This window comes from Streptomyces lothianensis (assembly GCF_047779955.1).
Classification (GTDB): domain Bacteria; phylum Actinomycetota; class Actinomycetes; order Streptomycetales; family Streptomycetaceae; genus Streptomyces.
In genome coordinates, this window is the sequence record NZ_JBLMKT010000074.1 from 260,164 (window position 1) to 280,863 (window position 20,700).

Genomic DNA, 20,700 nt, shown 5'->3' on the forward strand with positions numbered 1-20,700 from the left:
CCCGGGCGGCCGAGGTGACGGGCCGAGGTGACGGACGGTCAGGTGACGGGGGCCGGGTGAGGGAGGTGCGGTCCGTGCGGAATGAAACCGGAGGCCCGGGAGGTTGATCACGGCGACACTCGTCCGACTCGCTGGAGGACCGTTCCGCATGGCCGAGATCCACCGCACCACCCTCAAGCCGACCAAGCTCGAACTGCTCGCGGACTGGCTGCCGGGCCGGCCGTGGTACGGGGGCGGCCCGGACATCCCGCAGCTCGCGAAGGCCGGCGGTTTCCGGCTCGACGACCCCGAGGGCGAGGTCGGCATCGAGTTCATGGTGGTCACCGTCGCCGATCGCGCGTACCTGGCGCCGATGACGTATCGCGGTGCGCCCCTGGAAGGCGCCGAGGACGCACTGATCGGCACGTCCGAGCATGGTGTGCTCGGCACGCGCTGGCTGTACGACGGATGTCACGACCCGGTGTTCGCCGCCGAGCTCGCGGCGCTCTTCGAGGGCCGGGTCAGGCCGCAGGCGCAGAGCATCAGCGACCAGGAGGACCGTGAGGTCCACGTGGCCTACGAGGGCGGTCCGCTCGGGGAGGCCCGGATCGAGAAGGTCACCGACACCGGGGACGCGACCGAGATGCACCTGACGGGCGGCGCGGTCCTACGCCTGGCGCGCGTGCTCGAACCCGGTACCGAGGCGGGAACCTCGAAGACCGCGGGCAGGGCGGCCGGTCAAGTCACCGCCGTATGGCACCAGTCGGACGAGACTCCCTCCGCACGCACCGCCTTCGTCACGCTGCACGTCGGGGGCTGAGCGCTCACCCCGCCCGGTCCGCCCGCTTGATCTGGCGCGGATGCCCGCATCGGATGCGTACGCGGGTCGGCCCGGGCGGTCGGAGCGGCCGCCCACGCCGGTCTGCCGGCTCCGGCATCCGCACGGCAGACGCGGCCGCCGGTCACGGCTTGCGCGCCACCCCGCCCGCGCAGGACACCGGCACCGGCTCTCCCCACCGGTTGGGCTCGGGGCGCCAGCGCTCCACCGAGACCACGCCGGGTTCGAGGAGTTCGAGTCCGTCGAAGTAGCGGCTGAGCTGTTCGATGCTGCGCGGAGTGTACGGGACCGCGCCGCTGTTGGCGTTGTGGCCGGCGATGGCCGCCACATACGCGGGGTCGGCGTCCGAACCGTCGTACAGCGCCAGGTAGCTTCCGGACGGCAGGGCGGACAGCAGGTGGTCGATGATCGCCTGCGGCTTCTCCTCGTCGGAGACCAGGCCGAGAATGCCCATCAGCATCAGGGCGACCGGCTGCGAGAAGTCGAGGGTCCTGGCCGCCTCGCGCAGGATCGCCTCGGGGTCGCGGACGTCCGCCTCGATGTAGTCGCAGGCACCCTCGGGCGTGCTGGTGAGCAGTGCCTGGGCGTGCACCAGGACCAGCGGGTCGTTGTCGACGTAGACGATGCGGGAGTCCGGGGCGATCGCCTGCGCCACCTCGTGGGTGTTGTTGGCGGTCGGCAGGCCGGTGCCGATGTCGAGGAACTGGCGGATGCCGGCCTCGCCCGCGAGGTGGGAGACGACGCGCGTCAGCATGAGGCGGGACTGCCGGGTGACGTCCTGCATCCCGGCGTACACCTCGAGGACCTTGTCGCCGGCCGCGCGGTCGACGGCGTAGTTGTCCTTGCCGCCCAGGAGGTAGTTCCAGATCCGTGCCGAGTGCGGCCGTGACACGTCGATCCGGCCCTGCACCGCGGACGGGGATATCTCGGAATCTTCGTTCGCCACGGCGGCCTCTCCCTCGGGTCAGTGAATGCGACGTCCGAGGTCAACCTACGTTTTTCCGCGGCCCATTGGGAGGGTCTCGGCATCTTTCCCGGATCGGATGCGGCTGTCGGCGAGGACCACGTCAGGCCGCCGCGCGGGCGGTCTCCGTCCGGAGTGCCGCGAGCAGCCAGTCGTGCGAGGCGCCGGGTGTCGGTTCGGGACGTGCGCCGGGGGCCGTCCGGACCTGGGACACGAGCTCCCAGTAGCCGTCGAGGCGTGGATCGGCGGCGAGTTCGCGGGCCAGGCCTTGGCGGAAGACCGGGGTGTCACGGTGGCCGCTCACCGTGGCGTAGGTGTCCACGAAGGCCTCCAGTGCCTCGCCCGCGTACGGCTCGGCGCCGGAGCGGATCTCCCGGTTCGCGAGCTCGTAGGCCTCGACGAGTCCCGCGTACAGGAGCGCGGACTCGCGCGGTCCCACCGCACGGTGGGCGGCGGGCTGGGTTGCCGCGCGCGGGCCGCCGCAGGGTTGTGACACGAGAGCGTTGAGGCGTGCGAAGGCGAGGACCTGGCCGGTGGACGGGCTGTCCGGCGGGGCGGGCACGGCCACGTCCAGGAAGTCCGCGGTCGCCTTCGCCGGCATCCGCGCAGGCAGCCAGCCGCGCCAGAACCGGGCGAGCGGTGCCGTGCTGGGCGGACTGCCGAGCATGCCGACGAGCTGCAGGCGGTCCGCGCGCTCCGCGGCGGGCGCTTCCTGTACGAGGCGCAGTGCGGCCTCCTGCCAGCGCAGGGAGGTCAGTCGGGTGCCGAGGCTGCGCAACTGACCGGCGACGGCGTCCTCCAGCGCACCGGCCCGCTCCTCGACGATGCGGTGCACCTCCGCCACGGGGACGCCGAGGCCGCGCAGGGAACGGATCAGGCGCATGCGGTCCAGGGCCTCGGGTCCGTACCGGCGGTGGCCGCCGCCGCTACGGGGCAGTTCGGGCAGCAGGCCTCGGTCGGAGTAGAAGCGGACGGTCTTCACGGTGGTCCGGGCGTGCTCGGCGAGTTCGCCGATGCTCCAGGAATCCTCGTGCGGCCTCGGCACCGGGTCCCTCCTGTACGAGCGGTATTGGCCGCGCCGGTGCGCCGCCGCCCCCCTTCGGTCGCGCTTGAACCTCCCTTTGGGGGAGTTTCTAACGTACCCGCGTCCGCCACGGACCGGCGAAGGGCCGGTCCGCGGGCGAAGGAGAAGGGAGTACGGAGTGACTCGTTTCGTTGTGGTTCCCGGGCTGTTCACCGGGGCCGGGGTGTGGCAGGAGACGACCGAGCGGCTGCGGGCGGCGGGCGCGACGGTGGCGGTGGTCGAGGTGCCTCGGGCGGAAGCCGGGGCGACGGATCTGGAGGCGCATGTCGCGGAGGTCGTGGCTGCGATCGATGCGGAGGGGCATGGGGCGGGACCGGCGTCCGTGCCTGGGCATGGGGCGGCGTCCGGCTCCGGGAGCGGGCCTGAGTACGGGGCGGCGTCCGGCTCCGGGAGCGGGCCCGAGCGTGTGACCGCGCCCGGGTCCGAAACCGGGGACTCCCCCGATGTCGTGCTCGTCGGGCACGGCTACGGCGTGTACCCGGCCGTCGGTGCGGCGGACCGCCGTCCCTCCCGCGTCGCGCGTGTCGTGTACGTGGACGGCCCGCTGGTACGGGACGGCGCGGTGGCCCTTGAATCGGTCCCCGGTCCGGACCTGCGCGAGGCCGCCGCGAAGGGGGAGCTGCTGGCCGCCCCCGGCCGTCAGGAGTGGGCACGCTGGGGCAGCACGGCCGGTCTGTCCGAGGCGCACCTCGACCGCCTCACCGCCCTCGCCGTACCCCACCCGACTGCCGTCCTGCACCAGCCGATCAAGCTCACCGGGGCCTTTGCCTCCGTACCGACGACGGGCGTGCTCTGCGCGGCGAGCGGGACGACGATCGAGACCCTTCGGATGGTCCTGGGCTTCGGCGACCCGGCGCTCCGGGCGCTGGCCCACCCCTCCGTCACCTTCTTCGAACTCTCCACCGGCCACTGGCCGATGCTGTCCCATCCCGGGACACTGGCCGATGCGCTGCTCGGGGCGGCCGCGGGCGACGGGGTGAGTCTCGCGGCAGAGGACGGAGCCGGACAGCCGGAAACCCCGGGCCATCTCCGGCCGTTCCTCCTGGAGGTGCCGGAGATCACCCCGGTCCGCGACGAGAACATCGACTTCCACTTCCCCCCGGACCTGTCCGACGGCACCGCACCGCGCCCCGCTGTCGTGGTCATCCACGGCGGCCCGGTTCCCGCCGAGGCGCGGCCCACGCCGCGCGAGTGGCCGACGCTGATGGGCTACGCGCGGCTGGCGGCGGCACACGGCGCGGTCGGTGTGACGCTGGACCACCGGCTGCACGCCCTCACCGACTATCCGCGCGCCTGCGCGGACGTGGCCGCCGCGGTGGAACGGGTCCGCGCCGACCCTCGCGTCGACGAGACCCGTATCGCACTGTGGTTCTTCTCGGGCAGCGGCCCGATGACGACCCCGTGGCTGAGCTCCCCTCCCCCATGGCTGCGCTGCCTCGCCGCCAACTACCCCGTCATGGCACCCCTGCCGAACTGGGGCCTGTCGGCGGGCCCCCGCCCCGCGGACGCCGTCGCCGAAGCGGGCTCCCTCCCCCTGCTCCTCCTGCGAGCAGGTCTCGAAAGCCCGGCCATCGCCTCGACGGTCGAGGACTTCATCACCACCGCACGATCCACCGAAGCCAACCTGACCGTCATCGACCTCCCCGACGCCCACCACGCTTTCGAGGGCCTCGACCGGACGGACGAGTCCCGCAGGGCAGTACGCAGAGCCATGACCCTGGTCCTTGGCCATCTGGGACTCGCGTGACGCCGGCCCGGCAAGGAGTGTCCTTGCCGGGCCTCAGCGGTGTCGGGCGGGCTCGGTGTGCGACGGGCGGGTGCGGTCGGGAGCGGTCGGGAGCGGTCGGGGGCGGTCGGGAGGTGGTGCGGCGGCAACCTGCCATCGTGCGACGGATCGTGACGGCGTTGCCGGCATGGCGAACTGCGATTTGGTAACAAGGGGCAGGACAGGACAGTTCGTCCACAGAGCCTTTGCATAGGGTCGGCGGCGAGGCGCGGGCCGGCCGGCAGTCCGCCGTCGAGGGAGCCGAGCTGGAGCAGACGCCATGACCGACCCGAAGCCGCCGCGGCCGAACGTCCTGGCGGCACTACCCTTCGCCGTGATGCTGATCGTCGCCGTGATCGACATCTCCGCGGGTCCCGATGTCGGCTATCTGCCCCTGGTGTCACTCGGCCCGGCCTTCGCGGGTCTCTTCGGCAGCTGGCGGCGGACCGCCGCCATCGGCGCGCTCGCCCTGCTGCTGTGCGCGGCGCTCGGCCTCAACCAGTCCTATCCGGAGCGGCGGGTCTACACCGCCATGGCCTCGGTGGCCGGAGTGACCCTTGCGGGCATCACCGCAGCCGTGATGCGCCGGCGACGCGAGGCCGAACTCGCGGGCGTCCGCTCGATCGCCGAGACCGCGCAGCGGGTCCTGCTGCGACCGGTGCCGCGCAGCGCGGGTCCGCTGACGATCGCGGTCTCGTACACCTCTGCGGTCGCCGAGGCGCGGATCGGCGGGGATCTGTACGAGGTGGTGGCCTCCCCGCACGGGGTACGTGTCATCGTCGGCGATGTGCAGGGCAAGGGACTTGAGGCCGTGGAGACCGCGGCGCTCGTGCTCGGGGCCTTCCGCGAGGCCGCACACGAGGAGCGGGAGCTCTCCGGGGTCGGCGGCCGGGTGGAGCGGGCCCTGCAACGCGAGCTGCAGGGCGAGAAGTTCGTCACCGCGATCCTCGCCGAGATCGCCGACGACCACGCCGTCACCCTCCTCAACTACGGCCATCCCGCCCCCATGCTGATCCACCCGGACGGCAGCACGAGCTTCCCCGAACCCCCGCTCCACGCCCTGCCCCTGGGCCTGGGCCTGCACGGAACGCCGCCGCCCGAGCCGTACGAGACGGCCTTCGCCCCCGGCGACCAGGTGCTGCTCTACACCGACGGCGTCACCGAGACGCGCGATGCGGACGGCACCTTCTACCCGCTGAGCGAGCGGGCTCCGCTGCTCAAGGAGAAGGACCCGGAGGCAGCGCTCGGCGCGATCCGCGCCGATCTCGTCGAGCATGCTCAGGGTCCGCCGCAGGATGACGCGGCGATGCTGCTGCTGCGGTACCAGGGCCACTGAGCCGCAGGCTCTCCTGAGGCGCAGGCTCTCCTGAGGCGCAGGCTCTCCTGAGGCGTCCACGCACCGGTTGTACTGATCACGAGGTGTGCGGCGCGGCGCTGCCCTGCACGCAGATTCTTCCAGCCTGCGCGCACATCGATGCTTGCTCATGCTCGATCCAAGCCGATACCTTGCAGCATCACGCATTCAACTGTACGTACGACTGGAGCCCGCATGAGCCACGCGCACAAGGAACTGACCAGCCAGCCCGGGTGCTGGGAGCGTGCCGCGGGGCTGGCCGCCGAGCACCGGGATGCGCTCGGCGCGAGCGGCGAGCGGGTGGCCCTGGTCGGATGCGGAACGTCGTACTTCATGGCGCAGTCCGTCGCGGCGCTGCGCGAGACGGCCGGGCTCGGTGAGACCGATGCCTTCGCGGCCTCGGAGTTCCCGGCCGGGCGCGCCTACGACCGGGTCGTCGCGCTGACCCGGTCGGGCACCACCACGGAGGTTCTGCGGCTCCTGGGCGAGCTGCGCGGCGCCACGAAGACGACGGCGATCACCGCCGATCCCCGTACGCCCGTCATGGAGGCCGCCGACGAGGTCGCGGTGCTCGACTTCGCCGACGAGGAGTCGGTGGTGCAGACGCGCTTCGCGACCACCGCCGTCACCCTGCTGCGCGCGCACCTCGGGCTGCACTCCGCGCAGGCGGTCGCCGATGCGCGCACCGCGCTGTCCGAGCCGCTGCCCGAAGGGCTGGTGGACTGCACCCAGTTCAGCTTCCTCGGGCGCGGCTGGACCAACGGTCTGGCGCAGGAGGCCGCGCTGAAGATGCGGGAGGCCTCGCTGTCGTGGACCGAGGCGTATCCGGCGATGGAGTACCGGCACGGACCGATCTCCATATCCACCACGGGCACGGCCACCTGGATGTTCGGCGAGGCACCCGAGGGTCTCGCCGCCCAGGTCGGCGAGACCGGTGCGCTGTGGATCGAGGGACGGCTGGACCCGCTGGCCGAACTGGTGCGTGCACAGCGGCTCGCGGTCGCGGTGGCCGATACGAAGGGCCTCGACCCGGACCGGCCGCGGCATCTGACGCGTTCCGTCGTGCTGCCCTCCGCCTGACACGGCCGAAGGAGAGACGATGCCACTCACCGGATCCGGCGCTCTCGTCACCGAGGCCGCCGACAGGAACCGGGCCGTCGCCGCGTTCAACATCATCACGCTGGAGCACGTCGAGGCCGTCATCGAGGGCGCCGAACGTGCCGGTTGTGCGGTGATCCTGCAGATCAGCGAGAACGCGGTCGCCTTCCGCGGCGGCCGGCTCCTTCCGCTGGCCCGCGCGGCCCTCGCCGCCGCCGAGGCCGCCTCCGTGCCGGTGGCGCTGCACCTGGATCACGTCAAGCGCGACGAGCTGCTGCGGCAGGCCGCCGACGCCGGGTTCGGCTCGGTGATGTACGACGCCGCGCACCTGCCGTACGAGCGGAATCTCGCCGCCACCCGGGCCGCCGCCGACTGGGCGCACGCCCAGGGGCTGTGGATCGAGGCCGAGTTGGGCGAGGTCGGCGGCAAGGACGGCAGGGTGCCGCTCGATCCGCACGCGCCCGGCGCCCGCACGGAACCGGAGGAGGCCCGCGCGTTCGTCGCCGATTCGGGCGTGGACGCGCTCGCCGTCGCCGTCGGCAGTTCGCATGCGATGACCTCGCGCACGGCAAGCCTCGACCATGCACTGATCGCCCGGCTGCGCGAGTCGCTGGACGTGCCGCTCGTGCTGCACGGTTCGTCCGGCGTCCCGGACAGGGCGCTGGCGCGGGCGGTCGCGGACGGGATCGCGAAGGTCAACATCGGTACGGCGCTGAACATCGCCATGACCGGGGCGGTACGCGAGCATCTCGCCGAGCATCCGACGGTCGTGGACCCGCGCAAGTATCTGGCGCCCGGAAGGGACGCGATGGCGGGTGCGGTGGCGCAGATGATCGGGGTGCTGGGGTGCTTTGTGCGGGATGAGCCGACGAGCCACTGAGCCGGCCACCGAGACATCCACCGAGACGCCCACAAGAACCTGAGGAATCCTCAGGTTTCTCGCGCCGGACCATTGACGGCGGGAACAGGCCTCGCGATGCTGATAACCCGTCAGTAACTTGCGTGACCTGCCGATCAAGGTGAGTGATGACCATGGTCCGACCCCCCACCCATCGCCTCAGATCCCTCACGGTGGTATCCCTGCTCCTGGCCGTCATGGCCCTGGTGCTCGGCCCGACCCCGGGCTCCGCCGCGGAGAACGACGACTGGTGGAACCCGGTGGCGCGCCCCGCGCCCGACGCGCAGATCAACGTCACCGGCGAGCCCTTCAAGGGCACCGACGAGCAGGGCCGCGTCCGCGGCTTCGTCGACGCCCACAACCACATCATGTCCAACGAGGGCTTCGGCGGCCGTCTGATCTGCGGCAAGGCCTTCTCGGAACAAGGAATCGCCGACGCCCTCAAGGACTGCCCCGAGCACTATCCCGACGGCAGCCTGGCGGTCTTCGACATGATCACCAAGGGCGGCGACGGCAAGCACGACCCCGACGGCTGGCCCACGTTCAAGGACTGGCCCGCGCACGACTCCCTGACCCACCAGCAGAACTACTACGCCTGGATCGAGCGGGCCTGGCGCGGCGGCCAGCGCGTCCTGGTCAACGACCTGGTGACCAACGGCGTGATCTGCTCCGTCTACTTCTTCAAGGACCGCAGCTGCGACGAGATGACCGCCATCCGTCTCGAAGCGAAGAAGACCTACGACATGCAGGCCTACATCGACGAGATGTACGGCGGCCCGGGCAAGGGCTGGTTCCGCATCGTCACCGACAGCGCACAGGCCCGCGAGGTCATCGAGCAGGGCAAGCTGGCCGTCGTCCTCGGCGTGGAGACCTCCGAACCCTTCGGCTGCAAGCAGATCCTGGACATCGCGCAGTGCAGCAGGGCGGACATCGACAAGGGCCTGGACGAACTCCAGGAACTGGGCGTGAGCAGCATGTTCCTGTGCCACAAGTTCGACAACGCGCTGTGCGGGGTGCGTTTCGACTCCGGCGCGCTCGGCACGGCCATCAACGTCGGCCAGTTCCTGTCGACCGGCACGTACTGGAAGACGGAGACCTGCCGCGGCCCGCAACACGACAACCCGATCGGCAACGCCTCGGCCCCCGAGGCCGAGCAGCGGCTCCCCGAGGGCGAGGCCGTGCCCTCGTACGACTCGGCCGCACAGTGCAACACCCGCGGTCTCACCGATCTCGGTGAGTACGCGCTGCGCGGCATGATGAAGCGCAACATGATGGTGGAGATCGACCACATGAGCGTGAAGGCCGTGGGCAAGGTCCTCGACATCCTCGAATCCGAGTCGTACCCCGGCATCATCTCCTCGCACAGCTGGATGGACCTGGGCTGGACCGAGCGGCTCTACAAGCTGGGCGGGTTCGCCGCCAAGTACATGAGCGGCTCCGAGGGGTTCATCGCGGAGGCCGAACGCACCAAGGACCTCCGGGACCAGTACGGCGTCGGATACGGCTACGGCACCGACATGAACGGCGTCGGCGGCTGGCCGGGCCCGCGCGGCGCGGACACCCCCAACCCACTGAAGTACCCCTTCCGCAGCGTGGACGGCGGCTCGGTCATCGAGCGGCAGACCACCGGCGAGCGCACCTGGGACCTCAACACCGACGGTGCCGCGCACTACGGCCTGGTCCCGGACTGGATCGAGGACATCCGGACCGTCGGCGGCCAGGACGTCGTGGACGACCTCTTCGCAGGCGCCGAGTCCTACCTCAGGACCTGGGCGAACACCGAGCGGTACGAGCCCGGCCGGAACCTCGCCCAGGGCGCCTCCGCCTCGGCGTCCTCGACGGAGTGGTGGAACCCGTTCGTCAGCTACGCACCCGGCAAGGCCGTGGACGGCTACAAGGGCACCCGCTGGGCCAGTGAATGGAAGGCCGGCCAGTGGCTGCAGATCGACCTGGGCGCCGTGCACACGGTCCGTCGCATCACCCTCGACTGGGAGGCGGCGTACGCGAAGTCCTACCGCGTCGAGTTGTCGAAGGACGGCACGGACTGGACCACGGCCTGGTCCACTCAGAGCGGTGACGGAGGTCTCGACACGGCCCGCTTCGACGCGACCCAGGCCCGCTACGTCCGGGTCAAGTGCCTGGAACGGGGCACGGGCTGGGGCATCTCGCTGTACGAGGTGGCGGTGCACGGGGTCTGACCGCTCCCCGCCGGCGGTGCCGGGTGGTTATGGTGTGGTTCTTTGCGGTGAGGTGAGCGGGGGGGAGTCGGTCGCGTGGGAGACACCGGTCGGCTTCCCCTGCCGCTGCGGACGGACGCGGGGCGCTGGATGACGGTACGGCCCGAACGGACCGTGCTCGGCGTCGTGCACAACATCACCTCGGCCACCCGGCTCGTCGACCTGCTCTCCGTCTTCTCCGGCGACAAACGCGTGCAGGTTGTGTTCAGCTGTACGGAATCCTCGGCGCTCGACGGCGGCACGGATGACTTCCTGCGCTCGCGCGGAATACTGACGATTCCGTGGAGTGTGGCCGAATCCGAGAAATTCGATCTGGCGCTGGCCACGAGCCGGGGCGGAAATCTTCACAGACTCCGCTTCCCGCTGATAGGCACGCCGCACGGAGCTGGCTACAATAAAAAGTTGAGCAGCAAGCAGCCTTCGGGCTGAGTGGGGAGTGGCTGCTCCGCGAAGGGGAGGTCATCCCCTCGGTGATCGTGCTCTCCCATGGCGCGGCTCGGCCGGCTCCTGCCCCACCTGTCCGGGGCCCACCCGCTCGAGCCGCAGCTCGCCGCCGCCGTGCGCGCCCAGCGCGAGGATCCCGAACTCGCGAAGGTGGCGCAGACCGTCACCTCACAGCCGGGCCGCGCAGCCGAGCTGCTGCAGCACCTGTTCTACACCTGGCTGCGCCTGGCCGAGCCGGAGCATCCTGCCACGGTGCCCGCCGTCCCCGTACCGGAACGGCCCGTCGGTCACCGCCCCCGTTCCGCCCCGCACGAGGAGGCGATGTTCGTCACCGCGAGCCTGGCTCCCGCCGACGACAGCACCGGGTGGCGCGCCGCCGGCGAGGTCACGCTCCGCCGCTACCCCGCCGCCGACCGTGACGACCCCGATCGACGACGGCCGCGTACGGCCGATGTCCTGCTCGTGCCGGTGGACCGGGCATCCGCCACGGACGACGACCCCTGGTGCGCGTACGCGGCGGCCTTCTCCGGCTGCGGTCTCATCGCCGAGGAGACGGCCGAGGACGGATGCCGGGCGCTCCTCCGCGGCGGCCGCGGGATCCGGGCTCGCTAGCTGAGACGCCCGACGTGGGCGGGCTTCGCCCTGGCCGCCTCGGCCGTCCACGTATGGGCGACGAGCAGCCCTGCACCGGAGTCGGGCGTCACCCGACTCACCGTCCGCGCAGGCGACTTGCCCGAGCCGGGACTGCTCGAAGTGACCGTCCACGCGCAGGACCGAGCCCCCTCGCACACAACCGCCGCGTGAGCGCCGTTCCGCTACTCCTCGCCTTCCTCCTCGAGCAGCGACTGCATCTCGGCGGCGCCCTTCTCGCTCTTCGCCTTCCGGTAGCACATGCGGGCCGCGGCCCAGTCCTCGACCGCGCGGGTGCGGTCACCCGCCTCGCGGTGAAACCTCCCCCGCAGTTCAAGAACCCGCCCGGTCCAGAAGTCGGACCCCTCCTCCCGCATGCCGGCCTCCGCCGAGTCCAGCGAGCCGATCGCCTCCCGCAGCCGCCCGCACGCGTGATGGTTGCGGGCCGGCAGGAGCTGCGTCTTGGCGATGTTGAACGGATCGGGACCCAGTGGGGGCGAAGCGAAGCGTGCCCGGGCCTGGCCCAGTTCGCGGGCGGCGTCATTGTGCCGCTCCAGCTCCACATACGTGGCACCCATATGCATCAGGAGCAGCGCCTCGCCGCGCGGATGGCCGATGCCGTCCAGCGCCGCGCGTGCCTCCTCGAAGCGCGTCAGCGCCCACGCGGGCCGCTTCAGCTTCCGTTCGAGGAGCCCCAGGCCTTCGAGGACGCCGGAGGCGGATTCGAGGATCGGCGCGCGGGTGACCTCGCGGCCAGGTGTTCGTTGAAGGGGGCGCCACCATCCGCACCACCCTCGTTGGAGTACATGATGCCGGGCACTCAGCTGGACCCGACCGTCGCGAAGTTCGTCGATGCACTCAACACCGGCGACAGCGCTGCGCTGTTCGGCCTGCTCACCGCGGACGCGAGTATGAGCGACGACGGCCGCGAGCGCGATCTGCGCAGCTGGCTGCAGAGCGAGGCCTTCGACAGCAACGGACGGATGGACGTCGCATCGGTGGCGGACGGCGGCACCTCCCTCGTCGCCGACTACCGCAACGACCGCTGGGGATCGATGCGCACCGCATGGCGCTTCACGGTCGCGGACGGCAGGATCTCCCGCTTCGAGACCGGCCAGGCCTGACCGGATTCCTCCCGTATGCAGGGGCCCCTCGCCGAAACGCGGAGGCACCAGGCAGACTTTGTGTGTCGAACCTCCACCTCCAAGAGGACGCCTCACAAATGATCACACTGACGAAGGAAACCGGCCCGGCGGACCTGGACGGTGTCACGCACCTGTCCATCGGCGTCTCCTGGGACCCCACCGTGGGAAGCAGCGGCGGTGTCCTCGGCAAACTGCGCCAGAAGAAGGGCACCGACCTCGACCTCATCGCCATCGCCATGCACGAGGGCGACCCGGTGCGCCTCGCCGGCCTCGACTCCCTCGACCCCATGGGCAACGGTTCCCTGCTGCACAGCGGCGACAACCAGACCGGCCACGGTGACGGCGACGACGAGACGGTGACCGTCGCCCTCGGTCAGATCCCGCCGCACATCACGTCGATCGTCTTCATCGCCGCCGCGTACAAGAAGGGCAGCTCCTTCCAGAAGGCGCGCAACATCAGCTTCAAGGTGTACGACGCCACCGGCGGCAGCACCGAACAGGTCGCCGACATCTGGCCCAGCCTGCTCACCCAGGACAACGGCTGCGCCGTGGCCAAGGCCGAGCGGGCGGGCAGCGCCTGGAAGCTCGAGGTGATCAACGAGACGGGCAAGATCAAGCAGGGCGACGAACACTCCCTGATGCGCTTCGCCGCCAGCAGGTGACCCGCCTCCCGTCGGCCCCGGCACCCTCCCCGGTGCCGGGGCCGACGGGACTCAGCCCAGGTACTGGCTGGTCCCCCGGGCCAGATACGCCCCGTGCCCGGCGCGCCCCACGAACTCCCGCCCGTCGATGACGAGCTCTCCGCGGGACAGGACCGTCTCCACCCGGCCTGTCACACGCTTCCCCTCGTACGCCGAGTAGTCCACGTTCATGTGATGCGTCTTTGCCGACATGACCTGTTCGGCGTGCGGGTCGTAGATCACCACGTCCGCGTCCGCGCCCGGGGCGAGTGTGCCCTTCTTGCCGTACAGGCCGAACATGCGGGCCGGGGCGGCACAGGCGAGTTCGATCCAGCGGCGGCGGCTGAGGTGGCCGTCGACCACCGCCTGGTGGAGCAGGTCCATGCGGTTCTCGACGCCCGGCATTCCGTTCGGGATCTTCGAGAAGTCACCGCGGCCCAGCTCCTTCTGGCCCACGAAGCAGAACGGGCAGTGGTCGGTGGAAACAACCTGGAGGTCGTCGGTGCGCAGGCCGCGCCACAGTGCCGCCTGGTGTTCCTTCGGGCGCAGAGGGGTCGAGCAGACGTACTTCGCGCCCTCGAAGTCCGGTTCGGCGAGGTTGTCCGTGGAGAGGAAGAGATACTGCGGGCAGGTCTCGCCGAAGACCGGGAGGCCTTCGGAGCGGGCGCGGGAGAGTTCGGCGACCGCCTCCTGTGCCGAGACGTGGACGACGTACACCGGTGCGCCCGCCACCTGGGCGAGTTTGATCACGCGGTGCGTCGCTTCGGCTTCCAGCAACGCCTTGCGCACCTCGCCGTGGTGGCGGGGGTCGGTCTCTCCGCGCTGCAGGGCCTGTTCGACGAGGACGTCGATCGCGAGTCCGTTCTCGGCGTGCATCATGATCATGCCGCCGTTCATCGAGGCCTTCTGCATCGCCCGCAGGATCTGTCCGTCGTCGCTGAAGAAGACGCCCGGATAGGCGGTGAAGAGTTTGAAGGAGGAGATGCCTTCCTCGACGAGGAGGTCCATCTCCTTCAGGGTCCGCTCGTTGACGTCGGAGAGGATCATGTGGAAGCCGTAGTCGATGGCGCAGTTGCCGTCGGCCTTGGCGTACCAGGCGTCGAGTCCGGCGCGCAGGGACTGGCCCTTGGACTGGACGGCGAAGTCGACGATGGTGGTCGTACCGCCCCAGGCCGCCGCACGGGTGCCGGTTTCGAAGGTGTCGGAGGCGAAGGTGCCGCCGAACGGCAGCTCCATGTGGGTGTGGACGTCCACTCCGCCCGGGATCACGTACTTGCCCGTCGCGTCGAGCACCCGGTCCGCGGTCCACTCCTGGGTGCCGGGGGCCGCGATCGCGGCGATCCGGCCGTCCTCGACGAGGACGTCGGCGTGGGTCTCGTCCGCGGCCGTGATGACCAGGCCGCCGGTGATGAGGGTTCGGGTCGTCATGGCTTGGCTCCAGGGATCTTGACTCCGGGGATGCTTGACTCCGGGGATTTGACTCCGGGGATGCTTGACTACGCGGACTGCAGGGCCCGTTCCAGGATGCTCGCGCCCTCCTCCGCCTCCGCCACCGTGAGGCTGAGCGGGGGTGCGATGCGCAGGGCGCTCGTGTTGTGGCCGCCGCCCTTGCCGATCAGGAGGCCTCCCTCGCGGGCTGCTTCCAGGACGGCGCCGGCGCGGGCCGGTGACGGCCGGTCCGTGCCCGCTTCGCACAGTTCGATGCCGAGCATCAGGCCGCGGCCGCGCACTTCCCGCACACAGTCGACGGAGGCGCAGACCGAGCGCAGCCGCTCCAGGAGCAGGCCGCCGACGCGGCGGGCGTTGCCCTGCAGGTCATGCTCCAGGAGGTACGTGAGGTTGGCGAGGCCCGCCGCCATGGTGAGAGGGGAGCCGCCGAAGGTGGAGATGGAGTTGGCGTCGATGCTGTTCATGACCTCGGCGCGGGCGACGACGCCGCCGATGGACATGCCGTTGCCGATGCCCTTGGCGAAGGTGAGCAGATCGGGCGGCCCGGAGGCGGCGTGGGCCTGCCAGCCCCAGAAGTGCTCGCCGGTGCGGCCCCAGCCGGTCTGGACCTCGTCGGAGATCCAGAGCACGCCGCGGGCGGCGAGGACTTCACGGAAGGCCGCGTACAGGCCGTCGGGGGGTGAGGTGAAGCCGCCGACGCCCTGGATCGGCTCGGCGATCAGTGCGGCGGGGGTGCGGCCCTGGCCGAGCAGGTCTTCGAGGTCGGCCACGCAGGCGGCGATGAAGGCCTGGTCGTCGAGGTGCGCGTACGGGCCGCGGCTGCGGACGCCCCCGTGCACGTACAGCGTCTGCAGCGGACTGAGGGAGGTCGGCGACCAGGTGCGGTTGCCGGTGATGCCGACGGCCGAGAAGGAGCGGCCGTGGTAGCTGTTGCGCATCGCTAGTACGGAGTTGGAGCCGCGGTAGGCGCTCGCGAGGAGAAGGGCCGTGTCGGTGGCCTCCGTTCCGGAGGTGGTGAAGAAGACCCGTGCGTCGGGGATGCCCGAGAGGGCGGCGATGCGTTCGGCGAGCTCGACCATGGGGCGGTCGAGGTAGAGCGTGGAGGAGTGGATGATCCGGCCGGCCTGCTCGGCGACCGCCTTGGTCACCTCGGGCAGGGCATGCGCGGTCATCGTGGTGAGGATGCCGCCGAAGAAGTCCAGGTACTTGGTGCCGTCGGCGCCCCAGACGTGGCGGCCCTCACCGTGCGTCAGCTCGATCGGCTCGTCGTAGTAGAGGGCCAGCCAGTCGGGCATCACGCGACGGTGCCGCTCGTGCAGATCGGAGGGGGAGGCGGGCGTGGAGGAGGAAGCGGGCGTGGAGGAGGTCACGGCTGTACCAGCCCTTCGTACGCGTCGGGGCGGCGGTCCCGGTAGAACGCCCACTGGTTGCGTACGTCGTCGATCAGGCCGAAGTCCAGGTCCCGTACGAGGAGTTCCTCGGTCTTGTCGCTCGCGGTCCCGCCGACCATCTGGCCGCGCGGGTCGACGAAGTACGAGGTGCCGTAGAAGTCGTTGTCGCCGTACTCCTCCTGGCCGACGCGGTTGATGGCCGCGATGAAGTACTCGTTGGCGACCGCCGCGGCGGGCTGTTCCAGCTGCCAGAGGTAGGCGGAGAGTCCGCGGGAGGTCGCGGAGGGGTTGTAGACCAACTGGGCGCCGTTGAGGCCGAGTTGCCGCCAGCCCTCCGGGAAGTGCCGGTCGTAGCAGATGTAGACGCCGACCTTGCCGACGGCGGTGTCGAAGACCGGCCAGCCCAGGTTCCCCGGCTTGAAGTAGTACTTCTCCCAGAAGCCTCTGACCTGCGGGATGTGATGCTTGCGGTACTTGCCGAGGTAGCTGCCGTCGGCGTCGATGACGGCCGCGGTGTTGAAGTAGAGGCCGGACTGTTCGACCTCGAAGACGGGTGCGACGATCACCATGCCGGTCTCGCGCGCGAGCTCCCGCATCCGGGTGACGGTGGGCCCCTCCGGCACGGGCTCGGCCCAGCGGTAGTGCTCCTCCTCCTGCACCTGGCAGAAGTAGGGGGCGTTGAACACCTCCTGGAAGCCGATCACCTGCGCACCCCGGCGCGCGGCCTCGCGGGCGTGCTCCTCATGCTTGGCGATCATGGATTCGGTGTCGCCTGTCCAGGTCGCCTGGACCAGTGCGGCGCGTACGACGGTGGCCATGAGCTGCTCCTTCGACGAAACGCTCGCTGTCGGCCCGGCCGGCGCCCGCGCCGCGGTGGTACGGCACGGACCCTGGCGTCTACGCCCGTAGACGAGGACCGTGGAGCCACGAACGTACGACCACACCAGGTGCGGGGCAAGACCGCCTGCCGCAAGCCCGCGGCGCTGCTCACCATTCTTACTCGTACGGGTGAGAGCGTGTTGTGCTACACGTCGAACCCGGCCACGCGCAGCGCGTGCTTCAGATCGCGGCGGCAGTCCCCGGACACCGTCTTGGCGGCCTTGAGCAAGGGCGGGATCAGCCGGTCGGGGTCGGCGGCCGCGATCCTGGCGGCCTCCTCGGGGGTACGGACCCGCAGGAACGCCTCCAGGAGCACCTCGGCCTGGAGCCTGCGCCCCGCGTCGGCCATCACGAGCGCGGCCTCGCCGATCTCGGCCGCGGGCCGCCCCACGCCCTGGCGCAACAGCTGGCGCGCGTCCTCGCCGCGGCCCGCGGCGGCCAGCGCCTCGGCGACGGCCACCAGTTCGGCGGGCGGCAGGGAGGCCGCTTCCCAGAGCAGGGTCGCCCAGTCGGCGGCGAGCCCGGCGCGCTGCAGTTCCCCGGCGAGGAGGGGAAGTTCCTCGGGCGGGCGACGGGCCGCCTCGCACAGGAGGACATGGGCCTCGCCGGTGCGGCCCGAGCCGCGCAGTGCGATGAGGGAGGCGACGGTGGCGGCCGTGGTGCGGGCCTCGGGGCCCGGTGCGGTTCCGGGTGGGGCGGTGGGCTCGGCGACTGGGGTGTGGTGCGCGCCTCGGGGGGTTTCCCGGCCCGGGGTCGGGGTCGGGGCCGGGGTCCGTCCGCCGCCTCGCGCGGTGGTCTGCGGGTCCGCTCCGGTGTCGTCCGGGCCGCCGCCCTGCGCGGAGCGCCCGCCCCTGCGGGCGAAGCCGCGCGCGAAGGGCATGCCGCGGGTGCGGCTCTCGCCACCGGGGGCTCCCTTCGCGGCGTCCTTCCGCGCGGCTCCCCTGCCGGATGTCCCGCGTGTTCCGCTGCCTGGCGTTCGTCCGGCCCCGTCGGGGGGAGCATCCCCTGGCCCGTCGGCGGGTGCGCCCGGTGTCCGGCCGGTCGCGGCGGACGTCCCGTGCGGCTCCTCGTCCGTGCGCGGCCGCCGCGGTGCGAAGAAGTCCCCGCTCCCCTGCGGTACGTCCCGTGCCCCGGTCCGTGAGCGGGAGGCGATGCGGTGCAGCCGGTCCTGCAGTTCGGCCACGCGGGACGCGGCGCGTTCGTGGTCGTCCTGCGCCCAGGCGAGGTCGAGCCGCAGCTGTTCGGCCTCGAACGGGGAGGCGGTCAGCAGCAGCTCGCCGAGTTCGGCGTGCCGTTCCGCCGCGTACTGCTGTTCCTTGCGCATGAGGCCGAGGCGTTCGCCGAGCCGTTCACGCGCGCCGGGCCGGGTGTCCACGTGCCGGAGCACCCGCTCGTGCAGCGCGCGGGCCGGGTCGAGTTCCTGGGCGGCCGAGTCCCTCCCGTAGGCCGTCGCGAGATCGTTGAGCAGCGCTTCGACCACGTCCCACGGCGGCACCTCGCGTCCTTGCAGGCAGGCTCGCATGCCCTGCGGATCGCGGCGCATGAAGACTCCGCACCAGCCGCCGTCCTGGTCGATGCGCCCCACCAGGTCCCGCAGATACTCCGCGAACTCCCGCACAGGGTCCGCGTATTGCCCTGCCATGTCTCCCCCACCTACGTGTCCGCCCCCGCAGCATCCCTCTGACCGGACCCTTCCGGTCCAGGTGTGTGCGGCAGCATTCCACACCTCGCGCATTACGGGGTCGCTACGGGGAGTTTTCGTAGGCCTGCACAAGTGCTGTCATCGGGAGCCGAGTTCCGGATGCGCGGCGAGGAGCCGCTTCGGGGCTGCCTGGCGCCAGGAGTCGGTGAGGATCGCGGTGAGTTCGTCCTCGCCGTCGAGGGCGGCGAGGCGTACGCGCAGCCAGGGGTGGTTGTCGTCATGGCCCGTGCGCAGGAAGAACTTCTCGGGCTCGGCGGCGATCAGTTCCGCGCGCTCCTCCTGCGGGCACTTGACGCCGAGCACCGTGTCCGTGTCGTCGAGTGCCGCGAACAGCTTGCCGCCCTCGACGCGGAACGAGGGCAGGCCCCAGGCGAGTTTCTCGAAGGCGCCCGGCAGGGCGAGGGCGATCCGTCGGGCGTCGTCGGAGTTCTGCGGCATCACGGCCTCCAGGTGGACCGGCTCGGGTCGGCGTCAGGGGCGGGCGGCGTCGGGCCTCAGGTGCCGGGGCTCAGGGGGGCAGGGGGTCAGGTGTCGGGGTTCAGCCGGACCGCGATCCCCGTGTGCGGACGCCTGCCGCGCCGCACCAGCATCGCCGGATAGTCGACCATCCGGTACTGCCACTTGTACTTGCGCGAGAGCAACCGCCGGAGCCTGGGCATCTCGCTCTCCCCCAGAAGCCTCGCGGTGCCCTCCCGGCTCACCGCCCCTTCGGCGACCCGCCCGCGCACATCGCAGGCGGTGACCACTACCCGCTTGTCGTTGCGCAGCCGCTTCACCTTCCACGTGTCGGTCTTCGTCCACACGTACAGGAGCTCGCCGTCGCCGACGACCCAGACCGGTGTGGAGACAGGGGTGCCGTCGCGGCGGTACGTGGTGAGCGAGACGTATCGGGAGCGGGTGAGGGTCTCAAGCGCGTGGGAGGTCATGACCGGTGACCATATCTGCAGGGCCCGTGAGGTCCGCGCCGTGTGTCAGGGTCTCCCAGGCCACGAACAGGTCGTCGGTGGTGGCCGGCCGTTCGGTCTCGACGAGCTGTCTGCCGTACGACATGGGCAGGCGCAGACGTCCGCGCAGATGGCCCATGACGGCCTCCATGTCGGGGCCCATCGTGAGCTCCGGCCTGCCCCCGCACAGGGCCTGCGGCATGGGCTCGCCCAGCTGGTGGCGGGCGTGGAACTCGACGGCGGCGGTCAGCCGTTCGCGTACCTCCTCGTAGAGGTCGAGGCCCTGCAGCCGGGCGGTCTCGGCGGCGTGCCCGGTCGCGGCGAGCGCGTAGCCGACGTGCTGGAAGTTGCGGCAGGACTCCTGGGCGAGCCCGTCGACGAAGGTCTGCTGGCCGAACCAGTAGGTGCGGATCTCCTCGGGCGTGTCGATCGTCCCGCCGGGCGGTGGCGCCGGGACCGGGCCGTCGGAGCGGAGGTAGAAGTACGCGGGGACGCGGGCTCGAAAGCGCCGTACGGAAGCGTCGAACACCTCGCGGTCGTCGAGGAAGACGGCAATGGCCATCGACGCGTCGATCATCGTCAGGTCCCAGTTGCCGTTGTAGTCGGCGATGTCCGCGGTGTACTCGCCGAGGTACGCGTGGCGCAGCATCCCTTCGAAGCGCCGCACGTCCGCGGTGGGCCAGCCCCCGTAGGTATGGCGGACGAGTTCCGCGGCCCGTGCCCAGGTCGAGCCCGCCCAGGCGGCCTGCAGCCCGGAGTTGCCCTCGGTGTGGTCGACGAGCACCTTGGACCAGGCGTCCATGATGCGGATGGCGTGGCGGGCGTGCGCCGGGTCGCCGGTGACGGTGTGGAGCAGTGCCTGGGTGTAGGCGGCGAGGGCGTCCTCGCGCTCGGCCGTGCAGGCCGGCGGATTCTCGTACGGCGGACAGGCGACGATGCGCTGCGGGTGCGGGCGGTAGTCCTCGGTCGCGTACGGGCTCTGCCTCATGGCGCGGAACGCGCCGGCCTGCGGTTCGCGGCCCTCCCGGACAGCGCGGCGCAGGCGTTCGATGCCGTCGGGGCCGAGGAACACGCCCGGGTGCCGGAATCCGGAACCGCTGCCGTCGGGATGCGGGGGCGGGTGCGCGGCGGACACGGGTCCGGCCGAGAGCAGGAGAGACAGCAGAGCCGCGGCGAGCACGGCGCGCAGAACAACCAGGGGTCGGACCATAGGGGCAGC

General features: G+C 71.2%; 20 protein-coding genes. 10 read left to right on the forward strand and 10 right to left on the reverse strand.

The annotated features are described in order from the left end of the window. Positions 1-148 precede the first annotated feature (148 nt). The gene (locus tag ACLF6P_RS26885) at positions 149-799 is read left to right on the forward strand and encodes a maltokinase N-terminal cap-like domain-containing protein (RefSeq protein WP_415953702.1); all 651 of its coding nucleotides are present in this window, start codon (positions 149-151) and stop codon (positions 797-799) included. 142 nt (positions 800-941) lie between these two features. Here ACLF6P_RS26885 and ACLF6P_RS26890 read toward each other — a convergent pair whose 3' ends face one another. Beyond that, on the reverse strand, positions 942-1,763 hold the full coding sequence (locus ACLF6P_RS26890; protein WP_415953704.1) for an SAM-dependent methyltransferase: 822 nt from the start codon (positions 1,761-1,763) through the stop codon (positions 942-944). Positions 1,764-1,884: 121 nt separating this feature from the next. Next, complete coding sequence (locus ACLF6P_RS26895) at positions 1,885-2,826, reverse strand: MerR family transcriptional regulator (protein ID WP_415953706.1); 942 nt, start codon at positions 2,824-2,826, stop codon at positions 1,885-1,887. Positions 2,827-2,983: 157 nt separating this feature from the next. Between ACLF6P_RS26895 and ACLF6P_RS26900 the strand changes: the two genes are divergently transcribed. From ACLF6P_RS26900 to ACLF6P_RS26930, 7 genes are all read left to right on the forward strand, one after another. Further along, on the forward strand, positions 2,984-4,612 hold the full coding sequence (locus ACLF6P_RS26900) for an alpha/beta hydrolase (RefSeq protein ID WP_415953707.1): 1,629 nt from the start codon (positions 2,984-2,986) through the stop codon (positions 4,610-4,612). Between the two features lie 298 nt (positions 4,613-4,910). Then, positions 4,911-5,966 (forward strand): PP2C family protein-serine/threonine phosphatase, encoded by a 1,056-nt coding sequence (locus ACLF6P_RS26905; RefSeq protein ID WP_415953709.1) that lies wholly within the window; start codon positions 4,911-4,913, stop codon positions 5,964-5,966. Positions 5,967-6,179: 213 nt separating this feature from the next. Then, on the forward strand, positions 6,180-7,064 hold the full coding sequence (locus ACLF6P_RS26910) for an SIS domain-containing protein (RefSeq protein WP_415953710.1): 885 nt from the start codon (positions 6,180-6,182) through the stop codon (positions 7,062-7,064). A 19-nt stretch (positions 7,065-7,083) separates the two neighbouring features. Further along, positions 7,084-7,962: a class II fructose-bisphosphate aldolase gene (locus ACLF6P_RS26915; RefSeq protein ID WP_415953712.1), complete on the forward strand. Its 879-nt coding sequence runs from the start codon at positions 7,084-7,086 to the stop codon at positions 7,960-7,962. A gap of 152 nt (positions 7,963-8,114) precedes the next feature. Then, positions 8,115-10,178: a discoidin domain-containing protein gene (locus ACLF6P_RS26920; RefSeq protein WP_415953713.1), complete on the forward strand. Its 2,064-nt coding sequence runs from the start codon at positions 8,115-8,117 to the stop codon at positions 10,176-10,178. A gap of 129 nt (positions 10,179-10,307) precedes the next feature. Next, complete coding sequence (locus tag ACLF6P_RS26925) at positions 10,308-10,646, forward strand: hypothetical protein (protein ID WP_415953715.1); 339 nt, start codon at positions 10,308-10,310, stop codon at positions 10,644-10,646. A gap of 57 nt (positions 10,647-10,703) precedes the next feature. Further along, positions 10,704-11,273, forward strand: coding sequence for a hypothetical protein (locus tag ACLF6P_RS26930; RefSeq protein WP_415953716.1), 570 nt, complete (start codon positions 10,704-10,706; stop codon positions 11,271-11,273). A 203-nt stretch (positions 11,274-11,476) separates the two neighbouring features. Here the strand turns inward: ACLF6P_RS26930 and ACLF6P_RS26935 are convergent, their stop codons facing one another. Then, positions 11,477-11,875: a hypothetical protein gene (locus ACLF6P_RS26935; RefSeq protein WP_415953718.1), complete on the reverse strand. Its 399-nt coding sequence runs from the start codon at positions 11,873-11,875 to the stop codon at positions 11,477-11,479. Between the two features lie 222 nt (positions 11,876-12,097). Here ACLF6P_RS26935 and ACLF6P_RS26940 point away from each other — a divergent pair, with 222 nt between their 5' ends. Further along, complete coding sequence (locus ACLF6P_RS26940; protein ID WP_415953781.1) at positions 12,098-12,415, forward strand: nuclear transport factor 2-like protein; 318 nt, start codon at positions 12,098-12,100, stop codon at positions 12,413-12,415. A gap of 98 nt (positions 12,416-12,513) precedes the next feature. After that, positions 12,514-13,098 (forward strand): TerD family protein, encoded by a 585-nt coding sequence (locus tag ACLF6P_RS26945; protein ID WP_415953720.1) that lies wholly within the window; start codon positions 12,514-12,516, stop codon positions 13,096-13,098. A gap of 51 nt (positions 13,099-13,149) precedes the next feature. On the opposite strand, the gene hydA is transcribed toward ACLF6P_RS26945, so the two are convergent. The 7 genes from hydA to ACLF6P_RS26980 all read right to left on the reverse strand — a co-directional run bounded on the left by hydA (position 13,150) and on the right by ACLF6P_RS26980 (position 20,691). Continuing rightward, the gene (hydA, locus tag ACLF6P_RS26950; RefSeq protein ID WP_415953722.1) at positions 13,150-14,544 is read right to left on the reverse strand and encodes a dihydropyrimidinase; all 1,395 of its coding nucleotides are present in this window, start codon (positions 14,542-14,544) and stop codon (positions 13,150-13,152) included. A gap of 68 nt (positions 14,545-14,612) precedes the next feature. After that, entirely contained in the window at positions 14,613-15,860 is a 1,248-nt protein-coding gene (locus ACLF6P_RS26955) for an aspartate aminotransferase family protein (protein ID WP_415953783.1), read from the reverse strand. A 71-nt stretch (positions 15,861-15,931) separates the two neighbouring features. Next, a complete protein-coding gene (locus ACLF6P_RS26960; RefSeq protein WP_415953724.1) occupies positions 15,932-16,774 on the reverse strand; it encodes a nitrilase-related carbon-nitrogen hydrolase in 843 nt (280 codons plus the stop codon). Positions 16,775-16,980: 206 nt separating this feature from the next. Continuing rightward, complete coding sequence (locus ACLF6P_RS26965) at positions 16,981-18,477, reverse strand: hypothetical protein (protein WP_415953725.1); 1,497 nt, start codon at positions 18,475-18,477, stop codon at positions 16,981-16,983. 138 nt (positions 18,478-18,615) lie between these two features. Beyond that, entirely contained in the window at positions 18,616-18,975 is a 360-nt protein-coding gene (locus ACLF6P_RS26970; protein WP_415953726.1) for an MmcQ/YjbR family DNA-binding protein, read from the reverse strand. Positions 18,976-19,061: 86 nt separating this feature from the next. Next, on the reverse strand, positions 19,062-19,463 hold the full coding sequence (locus ACLF6P_RS26975) for a PPOX class F420-dependent oxidoreductase (protein ID WP_415953728.1): 402 nt from the start codon (positions 19,461-19,463) through the stop codon (positions 19,062-19,064). Continuing rightward, positions 19,444-20,691, reverse strand: coding sequence for an alginate lyase family protein (locus ACLF6P_RS26980; RefSeq protein WP_415953730.1), 1,248 nt, complete (start codon positions 20,689-20,691; stop codon positions 19,444-19,446). Before ACLF6P_RS26980 ends, ACLF6P_RS26975 begins: the two co-directional genes overlap by 20 nt. Positions 20,692-20,700: the final 9 nt, after the last annotated feature.

What these genes read in the sequence shown, in the direction of transcription:
- ACLF6P_RS26885 (WP_415953702.1), top strand. Translation starts at nt 149, where the DNA reads ATGGCCGAGATCCACCGCACCACCCTCAAGCCGACCAAGCTCGAACTG.
- ACLF6P_RS26905 (WP_415953709.1), top strand. Translation starts at nt 4,911, where the DNA reads ATGACCGACCCGAAGCCGCCGCGGCCGAACGTCCTGGCGGCACTACCC.
- ACLF6P_RS26910 (WP_415953710.1), top strand. Translation starts at nt 6,180, where the DNA reads ATGAGCCACGCGCACAAGGAACTGACCAGCCAGCCCGGGTGCTGGGAG.
- ACLF6P_RS26915 (WP_415953712.1), top strand. Translation starts at nt 7,084, where the DNA reads ATGCCACTCACCGGATCCGGCGCTCTCGTCACCGAGGCCGCCGACAGG.
- ACLF6P_RS26920 (WP_415953713.1), top strand. Translation starts at nt 8,115, where the DNA reads ATGGTCCGACCCCCCACCCATCGCCTCAGATCCCTCACGGTGGTATCC.
- ACLF6P_RS26925 (WP_415953715.1), top strand. Translation starts at nt 10,308, where the DNA reads ATGACGGTACGGCCCGAACGGACCGTGCTCGGCGTCGTGCACAACATC.
- ACLF6P_RS26930 (WP_415953716.1), top strand. Translation starts at nt 10,704, where the DNA reads ATGGCGCGGCTCGGCCGGCTCCTGCCCCACCTGTCCGGGGCCCACCCG.
- ACLF6P_RS26935 (WP_415953718.1), bottom strand. Translation starts at nt 11,875, where the DNA reads ATGCATATGGGTGCCACGTATGTGGAGCTGGAGCGGCACAATGACGCC.
- ACLF6P_RS26940 (WP_415953781.1), top strand. Translation starts at nt 12,098, where the DNA reads ATGATGCCGGGCACTCAGCTGGACCCGACCGTCGCGAAGTTCGTCGAT.
- ACLF6P_RS26945 (WP_415953720.1), top strand. Translation starts at nt 12,514, where the DNA reads ATGATCACACTGACGAAGGAAACCGGCCCGGCGGACCTGGACGGTGTC.
- hydA (WP_415953722.1), bottom strand. Translation starts at nt 14,544, where the DNA reads ATGACGACCCGAACCCTCATCACCGGCGGCCTGGTCATCACGGCCGCG.
- ACLF6P_RS26955 (WP_415953783.1), bottom strand. Translation starts at nt 15,860, where the DNA reads ATGCCCGACTGGCTGGCCCTCTACTACGACGAGCCGATCGAGCTGACG.
- ACLF6P_RS26960 (WP_415953724.1), bottom strand. Translation starts at nt 16,774, where the DNA reads ATGGCCACCGTCGTACGCGCCGCACTGGTCCAGGCGACCTGGACAGGC.
- ACLF6P_RS26965 (WP_415953725.1), bottom strand. Translation starts at nt 18,477, where the DNA reads ATGGCAGGGCAATACGCGGACCCTGTGCGGGAGTTCGCGGAGTATCTG.
- ACLF6P_RS26970 (WP_415953726.1), bottom strand. Translation starts at nt 18,975, where the DNA reads ATGCCGCAGAACTCCGACGACGCCCGACGGATCGCCCTCGCCCTGCCG.
- ACLF6P_RS26975 (WP_415953728.1), bottom strand. Translation starts at nt 19,463, where the DNA reads ATGACCTCCCACGCGCTTGAGACCCTCACCCGCTCCCGATACGTCTCG.
- ACLF6P_RS26980 (WP_415953730.1), bottom strand. Translation starts at nt 20,691, where the DNA reads ATGGTCCGACCCCTGGTTGTTCTGCGCGCCGTGCTCGCCGCGGCTCTG.